Source organism: Pirellulales bacterium, from assembly GCA_036499395.1.
Taxonomy (GTDB): domain Bacteria; phylum Planctomycetota; class Planctomycetia; order Pirellulales; family JACPPG01; genus JACPPG01.
Genome location: DASYDW010000129.1, coordinates 200,873 through 215,697 on the forward strand (window position 1 = coordinate 200,873; position 14,825 = coordinate 215,697).

Consider the following 14,825-nt stretch of genomic DNA (forward strand, 5'->3'; position numbering starts at 1 on the left):
TGTCTGCCGCTTGTAAGAATTCTTTCGACTTGCGACATCCGGGGCGCGCCCGGACTACTTGCCCAGAAAATTCGGCGGGCGCTTTTCCAGGAAGGCCATCACGCCTTCGCCGAAATCGTGCGTCTCGAACAACTCTTGCTGAGTGACCGCCTCGTGCTCGAGCGCTTGCTCGAACGTGGCGGTGTCCTGGTTCTGCCGAATCGCGGCCTTCGATCGGGCAATCGATAGCGGCGCCTTCGCGGCCAGTTGCGCCGCGAATTGCTGCACGGATTCCTCGAAGCCCTCGGTCGCGTAGACGTGGTTCGCCAGGCCCCACTTCTCGGCATCATCGGCCGGCACGCGGCAGCCGGTCATCGCCATTTCCAAAGCCCGACCCGTTCCCACCAACCGCGACAGCGTGAACGATCCGCCGCCATCCGGCATGAGATTGATATTCACGAAGATCTCGGCGAAGAAGCCGCGCTCACTCACCAATCGCAGATCCGCCGCCAGCGCGATATCGCAGCCGATGCCGGCCGACGCCCCATCCACCGCTGCAATCACCGGCAGCGGCAACCGCGTCATGGCCAACACCAGCGGGTGATAGTGATTCTGCAGGATGTCCTTGACGCTGACGTTTTCGCCCAGCCGCGGCCCGACCGCCTTCAGATCGGCGCCTGAGCAGAACGCACCACCTTTGCCACTGATGACGACGACTCGCGCTCCCTCGTCGACGCTCTTTTCGATCTCGATCCGCATCTGGTCGGCGACTTCGGGCGTCAGCGCGTTCTTCACCTGGGGCCGGTTGAACCAGATCCACTTCACCGAACCCTTCATTTCCGACAAAACGCTAGGCGTGGCGGCCGTGGTCGACATGATCGTGAACCTCGCGGAAAGAGATGCGTTGCGAACCGAGATGCGCTCGGGCATTTTCACCCGCCGCTGCGCAAGCGTCAACGACCGAACGCTGCCTGCACTCGGGCAATCACCATCTGCGCTTCGCCCGGCTGCAAGCAGAAGGGATCGATGGCAAGCCGGCCGGCTTGCGCGTCTCCGGTGGCCACGTAGACAGCCGGCGTGCCGCTCTCCAGCGTTCGCGCAATCTCAATCGCCGTAACGCGCGACGCCGGATCGATCTCGAGGCGCACTACCGGCCAAAGCTCCGGGCGTTCAACGAGCGAAACGCGCGCGCCCGGCAGATCGGTCAACCCACTCGCGATCTGCGCCGCCGCTGCCGTAAACCGCTCGCAGTCAGCCGCATCGCTGCCCGCGGCAAATCGTTCGAGCGCGACGAGCAGGCCGGCGATCTCCTCCTTACCGACTTTCATGCCGCGGCCAATCCCATGATTGGGCACGCCTGCTTTCATGATCGTGGGATCGACAACTGCCACGGGCGGATTCCACAGCTCAGGGACAAAATCCATGTCCCACATCTGCAGCGCCGCCGAAGCAATCAGGTCGCGACGACCGCAAAGAATGCCCGAGGCCTGCGGACCACGAATCGCCTTGCCACCGCTGAAAGCGACCAGGTCAGCGCCGGCGGCAATGAATTTCTTCAAGTTCTCGCGCGGCGGCAGTGCAGCCGAGGCATCGACGATCACCGGCACGCCGCGTTGCTTCGCCACCGCCACGACATCAGCCAAAGGGAGCGGCGAGAAGCCGACCGAAAAGGCCACGGCCACGGTTTGCTCGTTGATCGCTGCCGTGATTTCCCACGGTTGCGGATCGCGCGTCCGCTCGGCCAGGCCAACCTCGACCAGGCGTGCCCCCGCCGCGCGCAACGCATGGTCATAGCCGTTGCGATGCGAGCGTGCGATGACAATCTCGTTCGGCATGCCGGCGGTGTCCGGCAGCCGGTCCATGCGGGCGAAGTCATGCCCGGCCAGGCAGGCAGCGGTGGCCAACGTTAGCGACGCGGCAGCCCCCGAGGTTACCAACCCCGCTTCGGCGCCGGTCGTTTCGGCGATACGCTGCCCCGCCGCGGCATGCAGTTCGTCCATTCGCACAAAGCCGTGCGAAGCCTCGGCCATGGCCTGCACGACCTCGGCATCCATCAACGACCCACCCAGGCGCGTGAGCGTACCGGCCGCGTTGACCAGCGTCGGTACTTTCAGATGTTCGTAGATCGAGGGCATTTACCAGACCCGAATCGTTGACTCATACAGGCATTCGCCTCGCGGGCGCCGTAAGAGGAATCGAGGCCAAGCCAGCATGTGCCGCGACTTGTCGGAAGTCAAATCCGCGACAATTCCTGGCTATTCTCACGCGTCGCCAGTTCGACTTACAATGACCCCGTCGTTTCCTGCGAGCCGTGGTCGAGGGGAGGTGTCTTGTGCTTCATGACATGTTCGTCGTCCTGATGCCGATTCTATTGAGCGCCGCCCCGGCCCCCACCGTCGACGACCCGCGATTGCCGGAAAAGGAAATCGCCGAACTCGTCGACCAACTCGTTTCTCCGAATGTTGCCCCGACGCGACGCGGCCCCGGGATGAAGTATCCCGAGGGCTTTGACCGCGAGGCGCAGAAGCGAGTTTTCGAGGCATGGCAAAAGCTTCGCTCGCTGGGATTGGACGCATTTCCCGCTGTGATCAAACGACTGGACGACGACCGGTACAGCTTTACGAACGACGGAGCGTGGGTCAAAGAGAACTGGACCGTCGGTCGGGCCTGCGCGGACATCATCTGCGGTCATCTGCAACCATTTGGAACGCTCCCTTACGCTCGTGGGAACAAAGGCGATTCACGTCCGTTTGTTCTTCGCCCGAGCTACTGTGCCGAGCATGGATTAAGCAGCCCGGAGCTTGCCGCCGCGTGGTGGTCGAAAAATAAGGACAAGAAACTGCTCGAATTGCAAATCGAGGCGATCGAATGGACGATCGCCGAGGAGTCGAAGAGCACCAGGTTCTCCGACGACGAGCGCAAGTACATGGCAGAATACCTGAAAGACGCGCAAAAGGCGGAAAAGCCGCTACGGCCATCGTCGCCGTTTCCACAATAATTGCCTGGCCACTGTTGCCGTGTTTGAACGGTCGCCCGGTTTAAATTGTCCCTTTCGATGGAGTACACCGCTTGCTTGCTGGACATATTCTCGCCCGACGTAAGATCGAACTTGTTGATATTCCCGAGCCCGAGCTGACCAAGTCGTCCGAGCCGGGTCAGATCCTGTTCGAGCCACACATCTCTTGCCTGTGCGGATCGGATCTGCCGTACTTCGATTCGGCTCACACGGTTTACCCGCAACCCATCGGTTATTCGTTGCACGAAATGGTCGGCACGGTCGTTTCGACGACCGGCCAGCGTTTTCGAGCGGGCGATCGCGTACTGGCCGTTCCGGTCCGTCAGCATGGCTTGTTCGAGCGCTACACGCTCAGCGAAGATCGCGCCATTCCGCTCGACCATCGCCGCCCGCCCGAACAGGCACTCCTCGCGCAACCGCTGGGCACGGTGATCTTCGCACTGAAAAAGGTTCCCACCTTTCTCGACAAGGACGTTGTCGTCGTCGGGCAAGGACCGATCGGACAACTCTTTAACGCCAGCCTGCGCAATCTCGGCGCGCGCGAGATCATCGGCGTCGACAAGCTGCCGTCGCGGCTGGCGATGAGCGAAAAGATGGGCGCTACCGCGGTCGTCGACAGCAGCCGAGAAGATCCGGTCGAAGCAGTCCGCAAGATTACTGGTGGAAATCTGGCCGACGTCGTGATTGAGGCCGTCGGACACGAAGATCAGGCGCTCGATGTGTGCATCGATCTGTGCGCGAAGTACGGCCGCATCCTGTCGTTCGGCGTGCCGCCCGAGACGATCGATTCGCTGCGTTGGAAGGACCTCTTCTACAAGAACATTACGGTCCACACGAGCGTCGATCCCGACTTCACGCGCGACTTCCCGCTGGCTATGCGCTGGATCGGCGAAGGGCGCATTGATCTGGCCGCTTTGGTGACGCACCGCTTCCCGCTCGCGAAAATCCAAACCGCGTTCGACACGTTCCGCGATCGCGTCGACGGCGCGCAGAAAGTGCTCGTCGAGTTTCCGCGCGCCCGTTAAATCGAGGATCCGAGTCGCAACGGTGACTGCCACGACGGGGCACAAGAAGATGGCGACGCCAACGCCTATGCTTCAGATTAAAGATGGCCAAAGTTTGAAAAGGTGTGCCGACGAAGTCCGCGACGGCGTCTTGTGGGTTTCCGACGTTGAGTTTGACGCAATTGCTGGAATAGCGCGAGTGCCAATCTGGATTGAAGAGGGAGCATGGCCCAGTCTGCAACAACCTGCTTGCCGAAAACTGCTAATCGAATTCCAGAGTGCATCGAGTGTCAAACTGGAACTTGACGCAGGTGTTGAGCCGTCGCGTCCATTCATTGTTGGCGGCCTTTGGCTCCGCGATAACAATGCCGTGATTCTCGACACGTACAATGGATTAACGATTGAAATCGACGTTTTAAAGCCTGAAGGCAAGCTCTGGAGAGAACCGGACTAATCTCGCTTCCGCCGGATGCTCTTACTGACACGGCAAGGATTATTCGAGAAGGTTAGTCACGCTGTCGACACGCGTCGAGTGTTTGTACCCACTAACAATGCATCCTGGATTCATGCCATGAGTTCGCTTGATCGACGTAGATTCCTTGAATCGTCATTGGCTGTTACGGGCGCGCTGACCGCTTTGCCCGTTCTCCATGCGGCTGAAACCTCGTACGGCACCATCGTCCACACCAAGAATCTCGGCCGCACGCCGCACACCAAGTTTGCCGTCAATGTCGAAATGTGGTGGACCAAGCTGCCGTTTCTCGATCGGCTGCGGGCTGCCGCGGCGTTTGGCTTTCCCGCCGTCGAGTTCTGGCCCTGGCAAGGAAAGGATCTGGCCGCGGTCGCCGAGCTCTGCAAAGAGCTGAAGATCGCGATCGCGCAGTTCACCGCCTGGGGATTCAGCCCCGGCATGAACGATCCCAAGAATCACGGCGATTTCGTCGAAGCGGTCGATCAGGGGTGCCGTGTCGCGAAGCAGCTCGACTGTAAGAAAATGTGTGTCGTCGGCGGAGACGACCAGCCTGGCATGACGCAGGCGCAAATGCATGAGAACATCATTACCGCTCTCAAGCGCGCCGCGCCGATCGCCGAGGAGCACGAGGTGATGCTGATCCTCGAGCCGATGAATATCCGTGTCGATCACAAAGGACACTGCCTGTATGGCAGCCCGGCAGCGGTGCGCATTTGCCGCGAAGTGGATTCGCCCATGGTGAAGATCAATTGGGATCTTTATCACATGCACATCAGCGAAGGAGACCTGTGCGGCCGGCTGAAAGAAGGTTTCGACCAGGTGGGCTATTTGCAACTGGCCGACCATCCCGGCCGCAACGAACCCGGCACCGGCGAGATTCACTACAACCGGGTGTTGAAAGAAGCCTTCGACCTCGGCTATCGCGGCTACGTCGGTCTGGAATGCCGGCCCAAGGGTACCGAATTGGCCGCGGCGCAAGGCGTCGCTGCCGCGGATGTCTGGTGAGTAACAGAGGTCCAAAGCCCCGAATCGGAATTAACACGCAACTTGTAGACTGGCGGAACGGATGCTGAACAAAGAAGCGCTCGACCAACGTGAAGAAAACGCCTCGCCCGAGAGCCGCTTGATGCAGCTCGTCGCGGGCAATTGGCCGATACAGGCGGTTTACTCTGCCGCGAAGCTCGAGCTGGCCGACCATATTCATGATGGTCCCAAAACGGCCGAGGAGCTCGCCGCGATCGTCGGCGCGCACGCTCCGTCGCTGTACCGGCTGCTGCGCGCCTTGGCCAGCCTCGGCGTATTCAGCGAGGACGCGCAAGGCCGTTTTAACATGACGCCCATGGCGGAACTGTTGCGCAAAAACGCGACGCGTTCATTGTGGGCCTCGACGGTGATGATGGCCGAGGAGCATTACGTCGCCTGGGGACGGCTCTTGGATGGCGTGCGGTTGGGCAAAACCTCGTTCAACCTGCAATACGGCGTTGGTGTGTTCGACTACTTCGAGACACACCCGGAATCAGCCCGCATTTTTCATCGCGCCATGACCGAGCTGACGAGCCAAACGCACGTCGCGGCGGTCGAAGCCTACGATTTCGGCCGGTTCCAGAAGTTGATCGACGTCGGCGGTGGCCGCGGCACGCTGATCTCGGCAATTCTCAAGGCCAATCCCGCTCTGCGCGGCGCTGTTTATGACTTGCCCAGCGTGATGGAGCAGACCCGGCAGTTCCTGACCGAGCAAGGCGTGTCGGATCGCTGCGAAGCGATCGGCGGCGACTTCTTCGCGTCGATCCCCACCGGCGCCGACGCCTACATTCTGTCGACCGTGATTCACGATTGGCATGACGTCGACAGCCTGCGAATCTTGCGCAACATTCACAGCGCTATGAAACCGTCCGGCACGCTGCTTTTGGTCGAACTGGTGCTGAAGGGGCGCAACGAGCCCGATTTCGGCAAACTGATGGACCTGAACATGCTGGTCATGGCCGGCGGCTTGGAACGCACAGCCGAAGAATTCCGGGCGCTGCTCTCCGAAGCCGGCTTCGAGCTGACGCGCATCGTACCGACCAAGTCAAAATCGCACGTGATCGAGGCCGTGCGACGGAATTAGTGTCAGCTGCAGTTACTGAAGTTTGCCGTGCCGCGTTGCCATACTCCGGAGTGCCATGCCTTTTTTCCGCCAACGACGGAATAAGCATGCCCGCTGAATGCGCTCGCATTCCACGCTCAACTCGCCGCCGCTCGCCCGGCCCATTCTTTGATCGCCCCGTCAGTCACCTTCACCAGTGGTTCATACCGTGGATGCCGTGAATCTTTGTACGGATCGTTTCGCGCCGCGTTATAGCAACAGATCAACGACCAGCGCGAGCGCGGCGAGCGGTTCTGGTCCGAGCGGTGCAACAGGTTCGAGTGAAAGAACAGCGCGTCCCCCGGCTCGGCCTCGACATAGACCAGCTCCATCCGCCGAAGCGCTTCTTCGACGCGTTCCATGTCGGCGCCGGTCTGCTCGCCAACGCGACCGTGATCGATCCGCCCCATGTGGTGCGAGCCCCGCAGCACTTGCAGGCAGCCATTTTCGCGCGTCGCCTGGTCCACGGCGATCAAGCAACTGGCCAGCAGCGGAAACAAGCAGCCGTTGTGATACCAATAGCCGTAATCCTGGTGCCACTCCCACGCGCCCCCCACGAGCGGCTCCTTGAGCATCATCTTGGTGTGGTAGTGATAGACCTCGCCCCCCAGCAGGTTTTCCATCCGGTCGACAATCCGCGGCGACCGCGAGAACATGCTGTACAGGTCTTCGCCGGCATGATTCCACAAGGCCAGCCGCGTCTCGTTGCCCGAGGCATCTTTGCGCGCGTAAGCTCCGGCAGCGAGTGCCGGATCCTGCCGGGCGAAAGTGAGCAGGATCGACATCTCCTCGGCGTCGAAAAGTTGCCGCACCAGTAGATATCCGTCGCGATCGAAGGCGACCAGATCCGCGCCCGACAGCACGCTCGACATAAAAAGGCTCCTTGGCACACGGTCGTGACAGCGCCTCTCACTATATCAAGGTCGGAAATCGGCTGCGTGTTGCGCGGACCTTGCCAAGCGCTTCGCCAGACCGATAATCGCACTTGCATGTGTACCCAAATTGCTCGTCGAATAACCCGCGTCACGGGGGATGGGCGAAGCTCGCTTACACGCTGCAGGGAGTGCCGAATATGAAAGCCGCTTACGTCAAACAACCGGGTCCGCCCGAATCGATTATCTACGGCGATCTGCCCGATCCGCGTCCCGCGGCGGGTGAGGTGCTGGTTCGCGTGAAGGCCGTGGCCGTGAACCCGATCGACACTTACATCCGCGGTGGGCTGGTCAAAGCCGAGTTGCCGAGCCCCTTCGTTATCGGATCGGACCTGGCCGGCGTTGTCGAACAATGCGGACCCGGCGCCGCGCGGTTCAAGCCGGGGGATCGCGTGTGGGCCAGCAATCAAGGAATGGCCGGCCGGCAAGGTTCGTTCGCCGAGCTGTCGGCCGTCAACGAGCAATGGCTGTATCCCACGCCGGCCGGCGTCGACGATCGTTCGGCCGCGGCTGGCGCCTTGGTGGGCATCACGGCGCACCTCGGGTTGTTCGGTCGCGCCAAGTTGCAATCTGGCGAAACGCTGTTCGTTAATGGCGGAACAGGGGGTGTCGGTGCGGCCGTTGTTCAAATGGCTAAGGCCACGGGAGCCCGCGTCATCACGACAGCCGGAAGCGACGAGAAGGTTGCCATCTGCCGCGAACTGGGGGCGGACCTGGCCCTGAATTACAAAACGGCCGACGTCGATGCCGAGATTCGCAAATTCGCGCCGCAAGGCGTCAACGTCTGGTGGGAAACGCTGCGCGACGCGAACTTCGATCGCACCGTGGGCTTGCTAGCCATTCGCGGCCGCATGATCCTGATGGCCGGCCGTGACGCGCGCCCCGTATTTCCCGTCGGGCCCTTCTACGTGAAAGACTGTGCGCTACACGGCTTCGCCATGTTCAATTCCTCGGCCGCCGAGCATCGGGCCTGCGCCGAGGACATCAACCGCTGGATGAGCGAGGGAAAACTGAAACCGCGCATCGGCCGCGAATTCAAGCTCTCCGAAGCCGCGGCAGCCCACAAGCTGCAAGAAGAAAACACGCTGCAAAAGTCCGGCACACTGGCAGGCAAGATCGTGCTCGTGCCGTGAGGAAGAAGTTGGCAGTAAACAGAGGGTGGCAGGCAGGACGAAGCAGTGGTTAGTTCGAGGTAGGGTGCGTCCGTGACGCACCGTCTTCCTTTTGCTCTGCGAGAGTCTACGTCATCCGCGGATCGAAGTCTCTTTCAGGACCTCGTCGTGGGCAACGAGAGCAATGCGGTGCGTCGCGGACGCACCCTACAGCTATTCAGGGGAAATTGTGCTTTCAACTTCGGCTGAAGGAGTTTTGTTCATGACCATGAGCACTTGGAGCGGAGTATCGTCATCGTAGCCGCGATCGACGGCTCCCGCGCAACCTTCCAGTGCGAGGTATACGACCGGGTGTCCCGGCGCTTCCCCTTTCAACCAGCACCGCTCGAATAGCAGTTCGCGATTGCGGCTCGTGTTCCTGGTTGACCTAGCCGGGATTTCGCGAACGATTTCGACGTACCCGCCGCCGTCCGTGAGCTGCTGTTGTTCAAAGACGCGTACTTTATCGAAGCTCTCGAGCGCGTCGGACAGATGCATCCAATCGCGGAGAACGAACGAAATGCGCGCGCCCGAAACTGGTAGCCGCTCGTCCGTGTCAATCACGCGGATGCGGATGGTTAACTTTTTCGGATGATAGAGGCCCACAATACCATCGAGTTTTGCGCGGTGCGCCAAACCTAGTACGCCAATTAATGCGACGATTACGCAAAACAAAAACGCTGCCACGCCTGTTAATGCGCATCTCATATTCCGTGCCTCACTCGCACTCTTGGCTAGCAGACAGGACGAAGAAATAATCGGTCTCACACTAGCTCGAATCGCCAGTGAGGGGCTCCGTCCATTCCCTCGCTCGCGCTGCGGGCTAGTAGGTATCGCGCGCTACTACGTGAGCCGCCCTCGTGCTACTTTCGCTTCACGCGGATCTTCACCCGGTACTCGCCGGGGAACTGTTGATTCTGCGGGTCGCCTTGCATGGCCACGGCCAGTTGCAGCACGCCCGAGCGATCGGCCGTGAGCGTATGCTTCGATCCGATGCGAAATACGTTGCCGTTCGGGCCGATCTTGCCCACCAGCGCTCCGCCGGCAATCTTATTCGGCACGAACCACCCGTAGTTCGGCGCTCCGTCCGGCGTGCTGAGCGCCTGATTTCCCCACGGCGTCATCGTGATCGTGCCGTCGGCGGCAAACGTGATCTTGTCGCCCCGTTCGACGCGGACGCCGGTGTCCTTGATATTGCGGGCCACCAGGTTCGTGCCATCGACAGCCACGGTTTTCTGCGTATCCCGTTTTTCCACCGCGTCGCGCTCGATGCGGCGGATGTCGCTGAGCTTCACCTTCAGCACGCCGTATTGGCTGGCGATCTCGAACTCCTGCTGCACGACCTTGCCGACGACGGTGAAGTCCGTCGTTTCGATCGTGTCGTGTTCAATCAATTTCGGCGCTGGAGTCGATTCGTCGTTTTCGGCGTCTTCCTCGGCTTGGTCGAATTCCTCGAGAATCGCCTTTACGCGGCTGCGACGTTCGGTATCGGCGTCTTCGGCATGGCGTGCCAGCTTAACGCGAATCGACGGGCCCATTGCGATCAGCGATTTCTGCGCCCCCTCGCGCTCCGAGAAAACGGGCGAGCCGAGCTTCTCGATCAATTCGCTCAGGCTTTGCCCGATTTGTGGGTGGCTTCCCAAGCCAGGGGTTAGGCTGACGATCGCCGCGACGGGGATCGACAATTTCCCGAACGCGGTTTCCACTTCCAGGTCACGCGCCGCGAGCTTGCCACCGATTTGCGATCCATCCATCAAGTGGATCTTCAGCACTTCGGGATCGGCCTTGGCCGTACTTGCTGGTGGATCATCGGCGGCGGCGCAGAATCGAGCGTTCGTCGCCCCGACCAACAGTCCCAGACCACACGCCACTAAGAACGACGCGCGTGCCATGCGAAACCCCCTTCGTGTTCTGTTCCGCCGCGCGCGTTCGCTCCTGGCAATCTCCAACGAACAGGAGATGTCACGGGTAGAAAAAAAGCCCTCTCCCCACGAGGGGAGAGGGTTTTTTTGGCTGAGTGGTGAGCGTCCTCGCCGACTCGCCCGGAGCGCCGCCGCGCCAGTCGTTCATTCTGACGCGTGCGCGAGCGAGAATCCAGTCATTGGCACGAAAACGCCAAACAACTTTCCGGCCTACGCGAAATCCTGGCTCGTCGGCTTGATCACCAGGTCCGTGATATGGGCCCGCGCCGGCAGGCAGGCCACCATCAGCACGGCGTCCGCCACATCTTCGGGCTGCAGGATCCGCGCTCGATGCTCGGCGCTGACCGGCACCGGCCGATTGTCGAGGATCGGCGTTTCGACCTCGCCGGGGTAAACGTTCGTGACGCGGATATTATGGGTCGCCTCTTCGCGCCCCACGGTCGTTCCGAGCCCGGTCATGGCGAATTTCGACGCCGTGTAGCCGACGCCTCCTAGGAGCGAAGAACGTATGCCCGCGATCGAGGAAATATTGACGATCAGGCCATTGCGCTGAGCCCGCATTTCAGGTAGCACCGCACGCATGCAGTAAAACGCTCCGCTGGCGTTGATGCGCATCATCTTGTCCCAGTCCTCGGGCGAGAGCTCGGCCGTGGTGCGCTTTCGCACGTTCACTCCGGCGCTGTTGACCAGGATATCCAGAGGGCCAACAGTCGCCATCGACCAGTGAAACAGCGCCCCGACGCTGACGAGTTCCCCCACATCGACGGGGTGACAACTCATTGGCGGCGTACCGTCGAATAGCTTGCAGGCCGCCTCGAGCGGTTCGCGCCGACGCCCGGCGATCGCCACCCGGCACCCCTCACGCGCTAGCGCCAGCGCCACACCTAAACCGATACCGGTGCCGCCCCCGGTGACCAGGGCCGTTTTTCCTGCCAAGCGTTTCGACATCGTAAGCCTTTCGTTGTTCAGCGACGGACGCTACGCGCGCCGTTGCAGAGGAAGTTATCGAGCCCACCTAGCACAAAGGCAAGGGGGCGCGTCGCTCGGCGGAATTCGGCGTCCCAGGCCCTCCCATTTGCCGCCGATACGGCCGATGGCATACGATTCCTCAGGAAACGTCTCTGAAGTCCTGGAAAGGCCCACGGCATTGATTGCCCCTCTGACCGATAAAGACCTGACGACGATCGAAGCGGAGACGCGCCGTATCGGCCGCCACATCTTCGATCACCTGGCCGACCGGCGGCCGAATGTCCTCGAGCGCCGCTGGTGGGACGATCGCATCATGGCTTGGGCCATGCGCGACGAATCGGTCAAGGTGCAGATGTTCCGCTTGCTGGATGTTTTGCCTATGCTCGATTCGGGCGAGTCGTTGACCCGTCACTTGCACGAATACTTCGACGACGTGGCGCGGTTTCTCCCCGCCCCGGCCCGCCTCGGACTGTCGGTTGCCACGCCCCGTTCGCTGGCCGGCCGCGCTTTGGCCATTGCCACGCGTCGCAATGCCCTGGCGCACGCCCGACGTTTCATCGCGGGCACCAACGCCGACGAAGTACTCGCGGTCGCCATGCACGAACGCAAACTGCATCGCGCCTTCACGATCGACATCCTGGGCGAAGCCGTGGCCAGCGAGGCCGAAGCCGATCGATACCTGCAAGAATATTTGGATCTGATCGCGGGCATCGCGCCAACCGTGAATTCCTGGCCCGACGTGCCGCAGATCGATCGCGACGCCGGGGGTAATCTGCCGCGAGTCAACGTCTCGGTAAAGCTCTCGGCGCTCGACAGCCAGTTCGACCCGATCGACCCCGTGGGAACTACGGAGCGCGTTGGCCGGCGCTTGCGCGTCTTGTTGCGCGCGGCGCGCAAAGCGCGCGCCTTCGTCAACGTCGACATGGAATCGTACAAGGTCAAAGATCTGACGCTCGCAATCTTTCGCCAGATCATGCAAGAGGACGAATTCCGCGGCACGCCGCACGTGGGCATTGTCATTCAGGCATATCTGAAGGACTCAGAGAACGATCTGCGCGTGCTGGCCGATTGGGCTCGCAAACGTGGCACGCCCGTCTGGGTTCGCCTGGTGAAGGGGGCGTACTGGGATTACGAAACCGTGCTGGCCCGGCAGCTCGACTGGCCCGTTCCGGTTTTCGAGCGCAAATGGGAAACCGACGCGAATTACGAACGCCTGACGCGCTTCTTGCTCGCGAATCACACTTTCCTGCGACCGGCGCTCGGCAGCCACAACATACGATCGCTTGCGCATGGCCTGGCCGTGGCGCGGCATCTGGGTTTGCCGGAATCGGGGCTCGAATTGCAGATGCTCTACGGCATGGGAGATCCCGAAAAGCAGGTCCTGGTCGATATGGGCTACCGGATGCGGATCTACATGCCCTACGGCGAGTTGATCCCCGGCATGGCTTACCTTGTGCGCCGATTACTGGAAAACACTTCGAACGATTCCTTTCTGCGGGCGAGCTTTGCCGAACATATCTCGCCGGAGACTCTGCTGATGAACCCCGTTGAACGTAGCCGCGCCCCCGAGGCGCCGGCTGCTCCTGCAAAAGCGCCGGCCCCCGTCGTGGTTCTCAAAGAATTTCGCAACGAGCCGCTAGCCGATTTCTCGAAAGCCGAGAGCCGTCAGGCGATGCAGGAGGCGCTCGGCCGGGTGCGTTCCGCCTTCGGCCAGTTTCACCCGCTGTGGATCGGGGGGCGACCGGTCGAGACGAACGATCAATTGACGTCGATCGATCCTTCGGACAAAGAGCGGATCGTCGGCATCGTCGCCGCGGCAGGACGCGCCGAAGCCGAGCGTGCCATCGCCGCCGCGCGCTCCGCCCAGTCCGGTTGGAGCACGCGTCCCGTCGAAGAGCGCGCCGACTTCCTTCTTCGCGCCGCCCAGATCCTACGCGAGCGTCGTTTCGAGCTGGCCGCGTGGGAAGTATACGAATGCGGCAAGCCGTGGCGCGAGGCCGACGGTGATGTGTGCGAGGCCATCGACTTCTTGGAGTTTTATGCCCGCCAGGCCATCGCCCTGCAAAGTGAACGGGGCCGCGACGTGCCGGGGGAGGAGAACCGCTTCCTGCATCTGCCGCGCGGGGTGGCCGTGGTCATCGCGCCGTGGAATTTTCCGCTGGCGATTCTCACCGGCATGACCGCTGCCGCGCTCGTGACCGGAAATACCGTCGTCATGAAACCGGCCGAGCAGTCATCCGTCATTGCTGCCCGATTGATCGAGATCTTTCAAGAGCTTGGGATGCCAGCCGGCGTGCTCAACTACTTGTCTGGTCCGGGCGAAACCGTGGGGGCGGCGCTCGTCGATCATCCCGACACGGCCGTGATTGCTTTCACCGGTTCGCGCAGCGTCGGATTAACGATCAACCGTCGCGCGGCGGAAACGTCGGGCGTGCCGGGCAGTCCACGTGTCAAACGCGTGATCGCCGAGATGGGAGGTAAGAACGCCATCATCATCGACGACGATGCCGACCTGGACGAAGCCGTGCTCGGCGTCGTGAAAAGTGCGTTCGGCTACCAGGGGCAAAAATGCTCGGCCTGTTCGCGCGTGATCGTGCTCAGCGCGGTTTACGATCAGTTCCTCACGCGACTGGTCGAGGCGACACGCAGCCTGAAGGTCGGTCCGGCCGATGATCCGGCGACCTCGGTTGCTCCCGTGATCGACGCCGAGGCTTACGATCGCATCAAGGAGTACATCGAAATTGGCCGCGGCGAAGCGCGCGAATTGCTCGCTGTCGACGTCGGAGATTTGGCCGGCAAGGGATATTACATCGGGCCACATATTTTCGCGGATGTGGCGCCCGACGCGCGGATCGCTCAAGAGGAAATCTTCGGCCCGGTGTTGGCTGTGCTTCGCGCTGCAGACCTCGACGAAGCGATCACGATCGCCAACGGTACCGACTATGCTCTCACCGGGGGCATCTTCTCACGCAGCCCCGCGCATCTCGATCGGGCGCAGCGCGAGATGATGGTGGGCAACCTTTACCTGAATCGGCCCATCACCGGCGCGCTCGTCGCACGACAACCCTTTGGTGGTTTCAAGATGTCGGGCATCGGTAGCCAGGCGGGCGGCGGTGAATATCTGCTGCAGTTTGTCGTCCCCCGCACCGTGACAGAAAATACGATGCGCCGCGGCTTCGCCCCCACGACCGGCGAAGGCTCGTAAAGCTGCTTCAAAACCAGCGTGTGGTGCCACTGCTGGCTTGCCCAGCAGTG

At 61.5% G+C, this 14,825-nt stretch carries 13 protein-coding genes; 7 read left to right on the forward strand and 6 right to left on the reverse strand.

Going from position 1 to position 14,825, the window contains the following annotated elements:
- Positions 1 to 54: 54 nt before the first annotated feature.
- A complete protein-coding gene (locus VGN12_26260) occupies positions 55 to 909 on the reverse strand; it encodes an enoyl-CoA hydratase-related protein (protein ID HEY4312983.1) in 855 nt (284 codons plus the stop codon).
- A 23-nt stretch (positions 910 to 932) separates the two neighbouring features.
- Positions 933 to 2,114 (reverse strand): aminotransferase class V-fold PLP-dependent enzyme, encoded by a 1,182-nt coding sequence (locus VGN12_26265; GenBank protein ID HEY4312984.1) that lies wholly within the window; start codon positions 2,112 to 2,114, stop codon positions 933 to 935.
- A gap of 197 nt (positions 2,115 to 2,311) precedes the next feature.
- On the opposite strand from VGN12_26265, the gene VGN12_26270 reads away from it, so the two are divergent.
- The 5 genes from VGN12_26270 to VGN12_26290 all read left to right on the forward strand — a co-directional run bounded on the left by VGN12_26270 (position 2,312) and on the right by VGN12_26290 (position 6,578).
- The gene (locus VGN12_26270; GenBank protein ID HEY4312985.1) at positions 2,312 to 2,977 is read left to right on the forward strand and encodes a hypothetical protein; all 666 of its coding nucleotides are present in this window, start codon (positions 2,312 to 2,314) and stop codon (positions 2,975 to 2,977) included.
- 71 nt (positions 2,978 to 3,048) lie between these two features.
- On the forward strand, positions 3,049 to 4,020 hold the full coding sequence (locus VGN12_26275; GenBank protein ID HEY4312986.1) for a zinc-binding dehydrogenase: 972 nt from the start codon (positions 3,049 to 3,051) through the stop codon (positions 4,018 to 4,020).
- 22 nt (positions 4,021 to 4,042) lie between these two features.
- Complete coding sequence (locus VGN12_26280; GenBank protein HEY4312987.1) at positions 4,043 to 4,453, forward strand: hypothetical protein; 411 nt, start codon at positions 4,043 to 4,045, stop codon at positions 4,451 to 4,453.
- A 117-nt stretch (positions 4,454 to 4,570) separates the two neighbouring features.
- Positions 4,571 to 5,476 (forward strand): TIM barrel protein, encoded by a 906-nt coding sequence (locus VGN12_26285; protein ID HEY4312988.1) that lies wholly within the window; start codon positions 4,571 to 4,573, stop codon positions 5,474 to 5,476.
- A gap of 61 nt (positions 5,477 to 5,537) precedes the next feature.
- A complete protein-coding gene (locus VGN12_26290) occupies positions 5,538 to 6,578 on the forward strand; it encodes a methyltransferase (protein ID HEY4312989.1) in 1,041 nt (346 codons plus the stop codon).
- A 116-nt stretch (positions 6,579 to 6,694) separates the two neighbouring features.
- Here VGN12_26290 and VGN12_26295 read toward each other — a convergent pair whose 3' ends face one another.
- On the reverse strand, positions 6,695 to 7,468 hold the full coding sequence (locus tag VGN12_26295; protein HEY4312990.1) for a phytanoyl-CoA dioxygenase family protein: 774 nt from the start codon (positions 7,466 to 7,468) through the stop codon (positions 6,695 to 6,697).
- A 200-nt stretch (positions 7,469 to 7,668) separates the two neighbouring features.
- On the opposite strand from VGN12_26295, the gene VGN12_26300 reads away from it, so the two are divergent.
- A complete protein-coding gene (locus VGN12_26300; protein ID HEY4312991.1) occupies positions 7,669 to 8,661 on the forward strand; it encodes an NADPH:quinone reductase in 993 nt (330 codons plus the stop codon).
- Positions 8,662 to 8,853: 192 nt separating this feature from the next.
- Here the strand turns inward: VGN12_26300 and VGN12_26305 are convergent, their stop codons facing one another.
- The 3 genes from VGN12_26305 to VGN12_26315 all read right to left on the reverse strand — a co-directional run bounded on the left by VGN12_26305 (position 8,854) and on the right by VGN12_26315 (position 11,549).
- Positions 8,854 to 9,387, reverse strand: coding sequence for a hypothetical protein (locus VGN12_26305; GenBank protein HEY4312992.1), 534 nt, complete (start codon positions 9,385 to 9,387; stop codon positions 8,854 to 8,856).
- Between the two features lie 155 nt (positions 9,388 to 9,542).
- Positions 9,543 to 10,571 (reverse strand): hypothetical protein, encoded by a 1,029-nt coding sequence (locus VGN12_26310; GenBank protein ID HEY4312993.1) that lies wholly within the window; start codon positions 10,569 to 10,571, stop codon positions 9,543 to 9,545.
- Between the two features lie 240 nt (positions 10,572 to 10,811).
- Positions 10,812 to 11,549, reverse strand: coding sequence for an SDR family oxidoreductase (locus tag VGN12_26315; protein ID HEY4312994.1), 738 nt, complete (start codon positions 11,547 to 11,549; stop codon positions 10,812 to 10,814).
- Between the two features lie 145 nt (positions 11,550 to 11,694).
- Here VGN12_26315 and pruA point away from each other — a divergent pair, with 145 nt between their 5' ends.
- Entirely contained in the window at positions 11,695 to 14,775 is a 3,081-nt protein-coding gene (gene pruA, locus VGN12_26320; protein HEY4312995.1) for an L-glutamate gamma-semialdehyde dehydrogenase, read from the forward strand.
- Positions 14,776 to 14,825 lie beyond the last annotated feature (50 nt).

Bases quoted from the DNA above. Each gene is read 5' to 3' on its own strand.
- VGN12_26295 (HEY4312990.1), bottom strand. From the start codon at position 7,468: ATGTCGAGCGTGCTGTCGGGCGCGGATCTGGTCGCCTTCGATCGCGAC.
- VGN12_26265 (HEY4312984.1), bottom strand. From the start codon at position 2,114: ATGCCCTCGATCTACGAACATCTGAAAGTACCGACGCTGGTCAACGCG.
- VGN12_26290 (HEY4312989.1), top strand. From the start codon at position 5,538: ATGCTGAACAAAGAAGCGCTCGACCAACGTGAAGAAAACGCCTCGCCC.
- VGN12_26285 (HEY4312988.1), top strand. From the start codon at position 4,571: ATGAGTTCGCTTGATCGACGTAGATTCCTTGAATCGTCATTGGCTGTT.
- VGN12_26315 (HEY4312994.1), bottom strand. From the start codon at position 11,549: ATGTCGAAACGCTTGGCAGGAAAAACGGCCCTGGTCACCGGGGGCGGC.
- VGN12_26300 (HEY4312991.1), top strand. From the start codon at position 7,669: ATGAAAGCCGCTTACGTCAAACAACCGGGTCCGCCCGAATCGATTATC.
- VGN12_26310 (HEY4312993.1), bottom strand. From the start codon at position 10,571: ATGGCACGCGCGTCGTTCTTAGTGGCGTGTGGTCTGGGACTGTTGGTC.
- VGN12_26305 (HEY4312992.1), bottom strand. From the start codon at position 9,387: ATGAGATGCGCATTAACAGGCGTGGCAGCGTTTTTGTTTTGCGTAATC.
- pruA (HEY4312995.1), top strand. From the start codon at position 11,695: ATGGCATACGATTCCTCAGGAAACGTCTCTGAAGTCCTGGAAAGGCCC.
- VGN12_26260 (HEY4312983.1), bottom strand. From the start codon at position 909: ATGCCCGAGCGCATCTCGGTTCGCAACGCATCTCTTTCCGCGAGGTTC.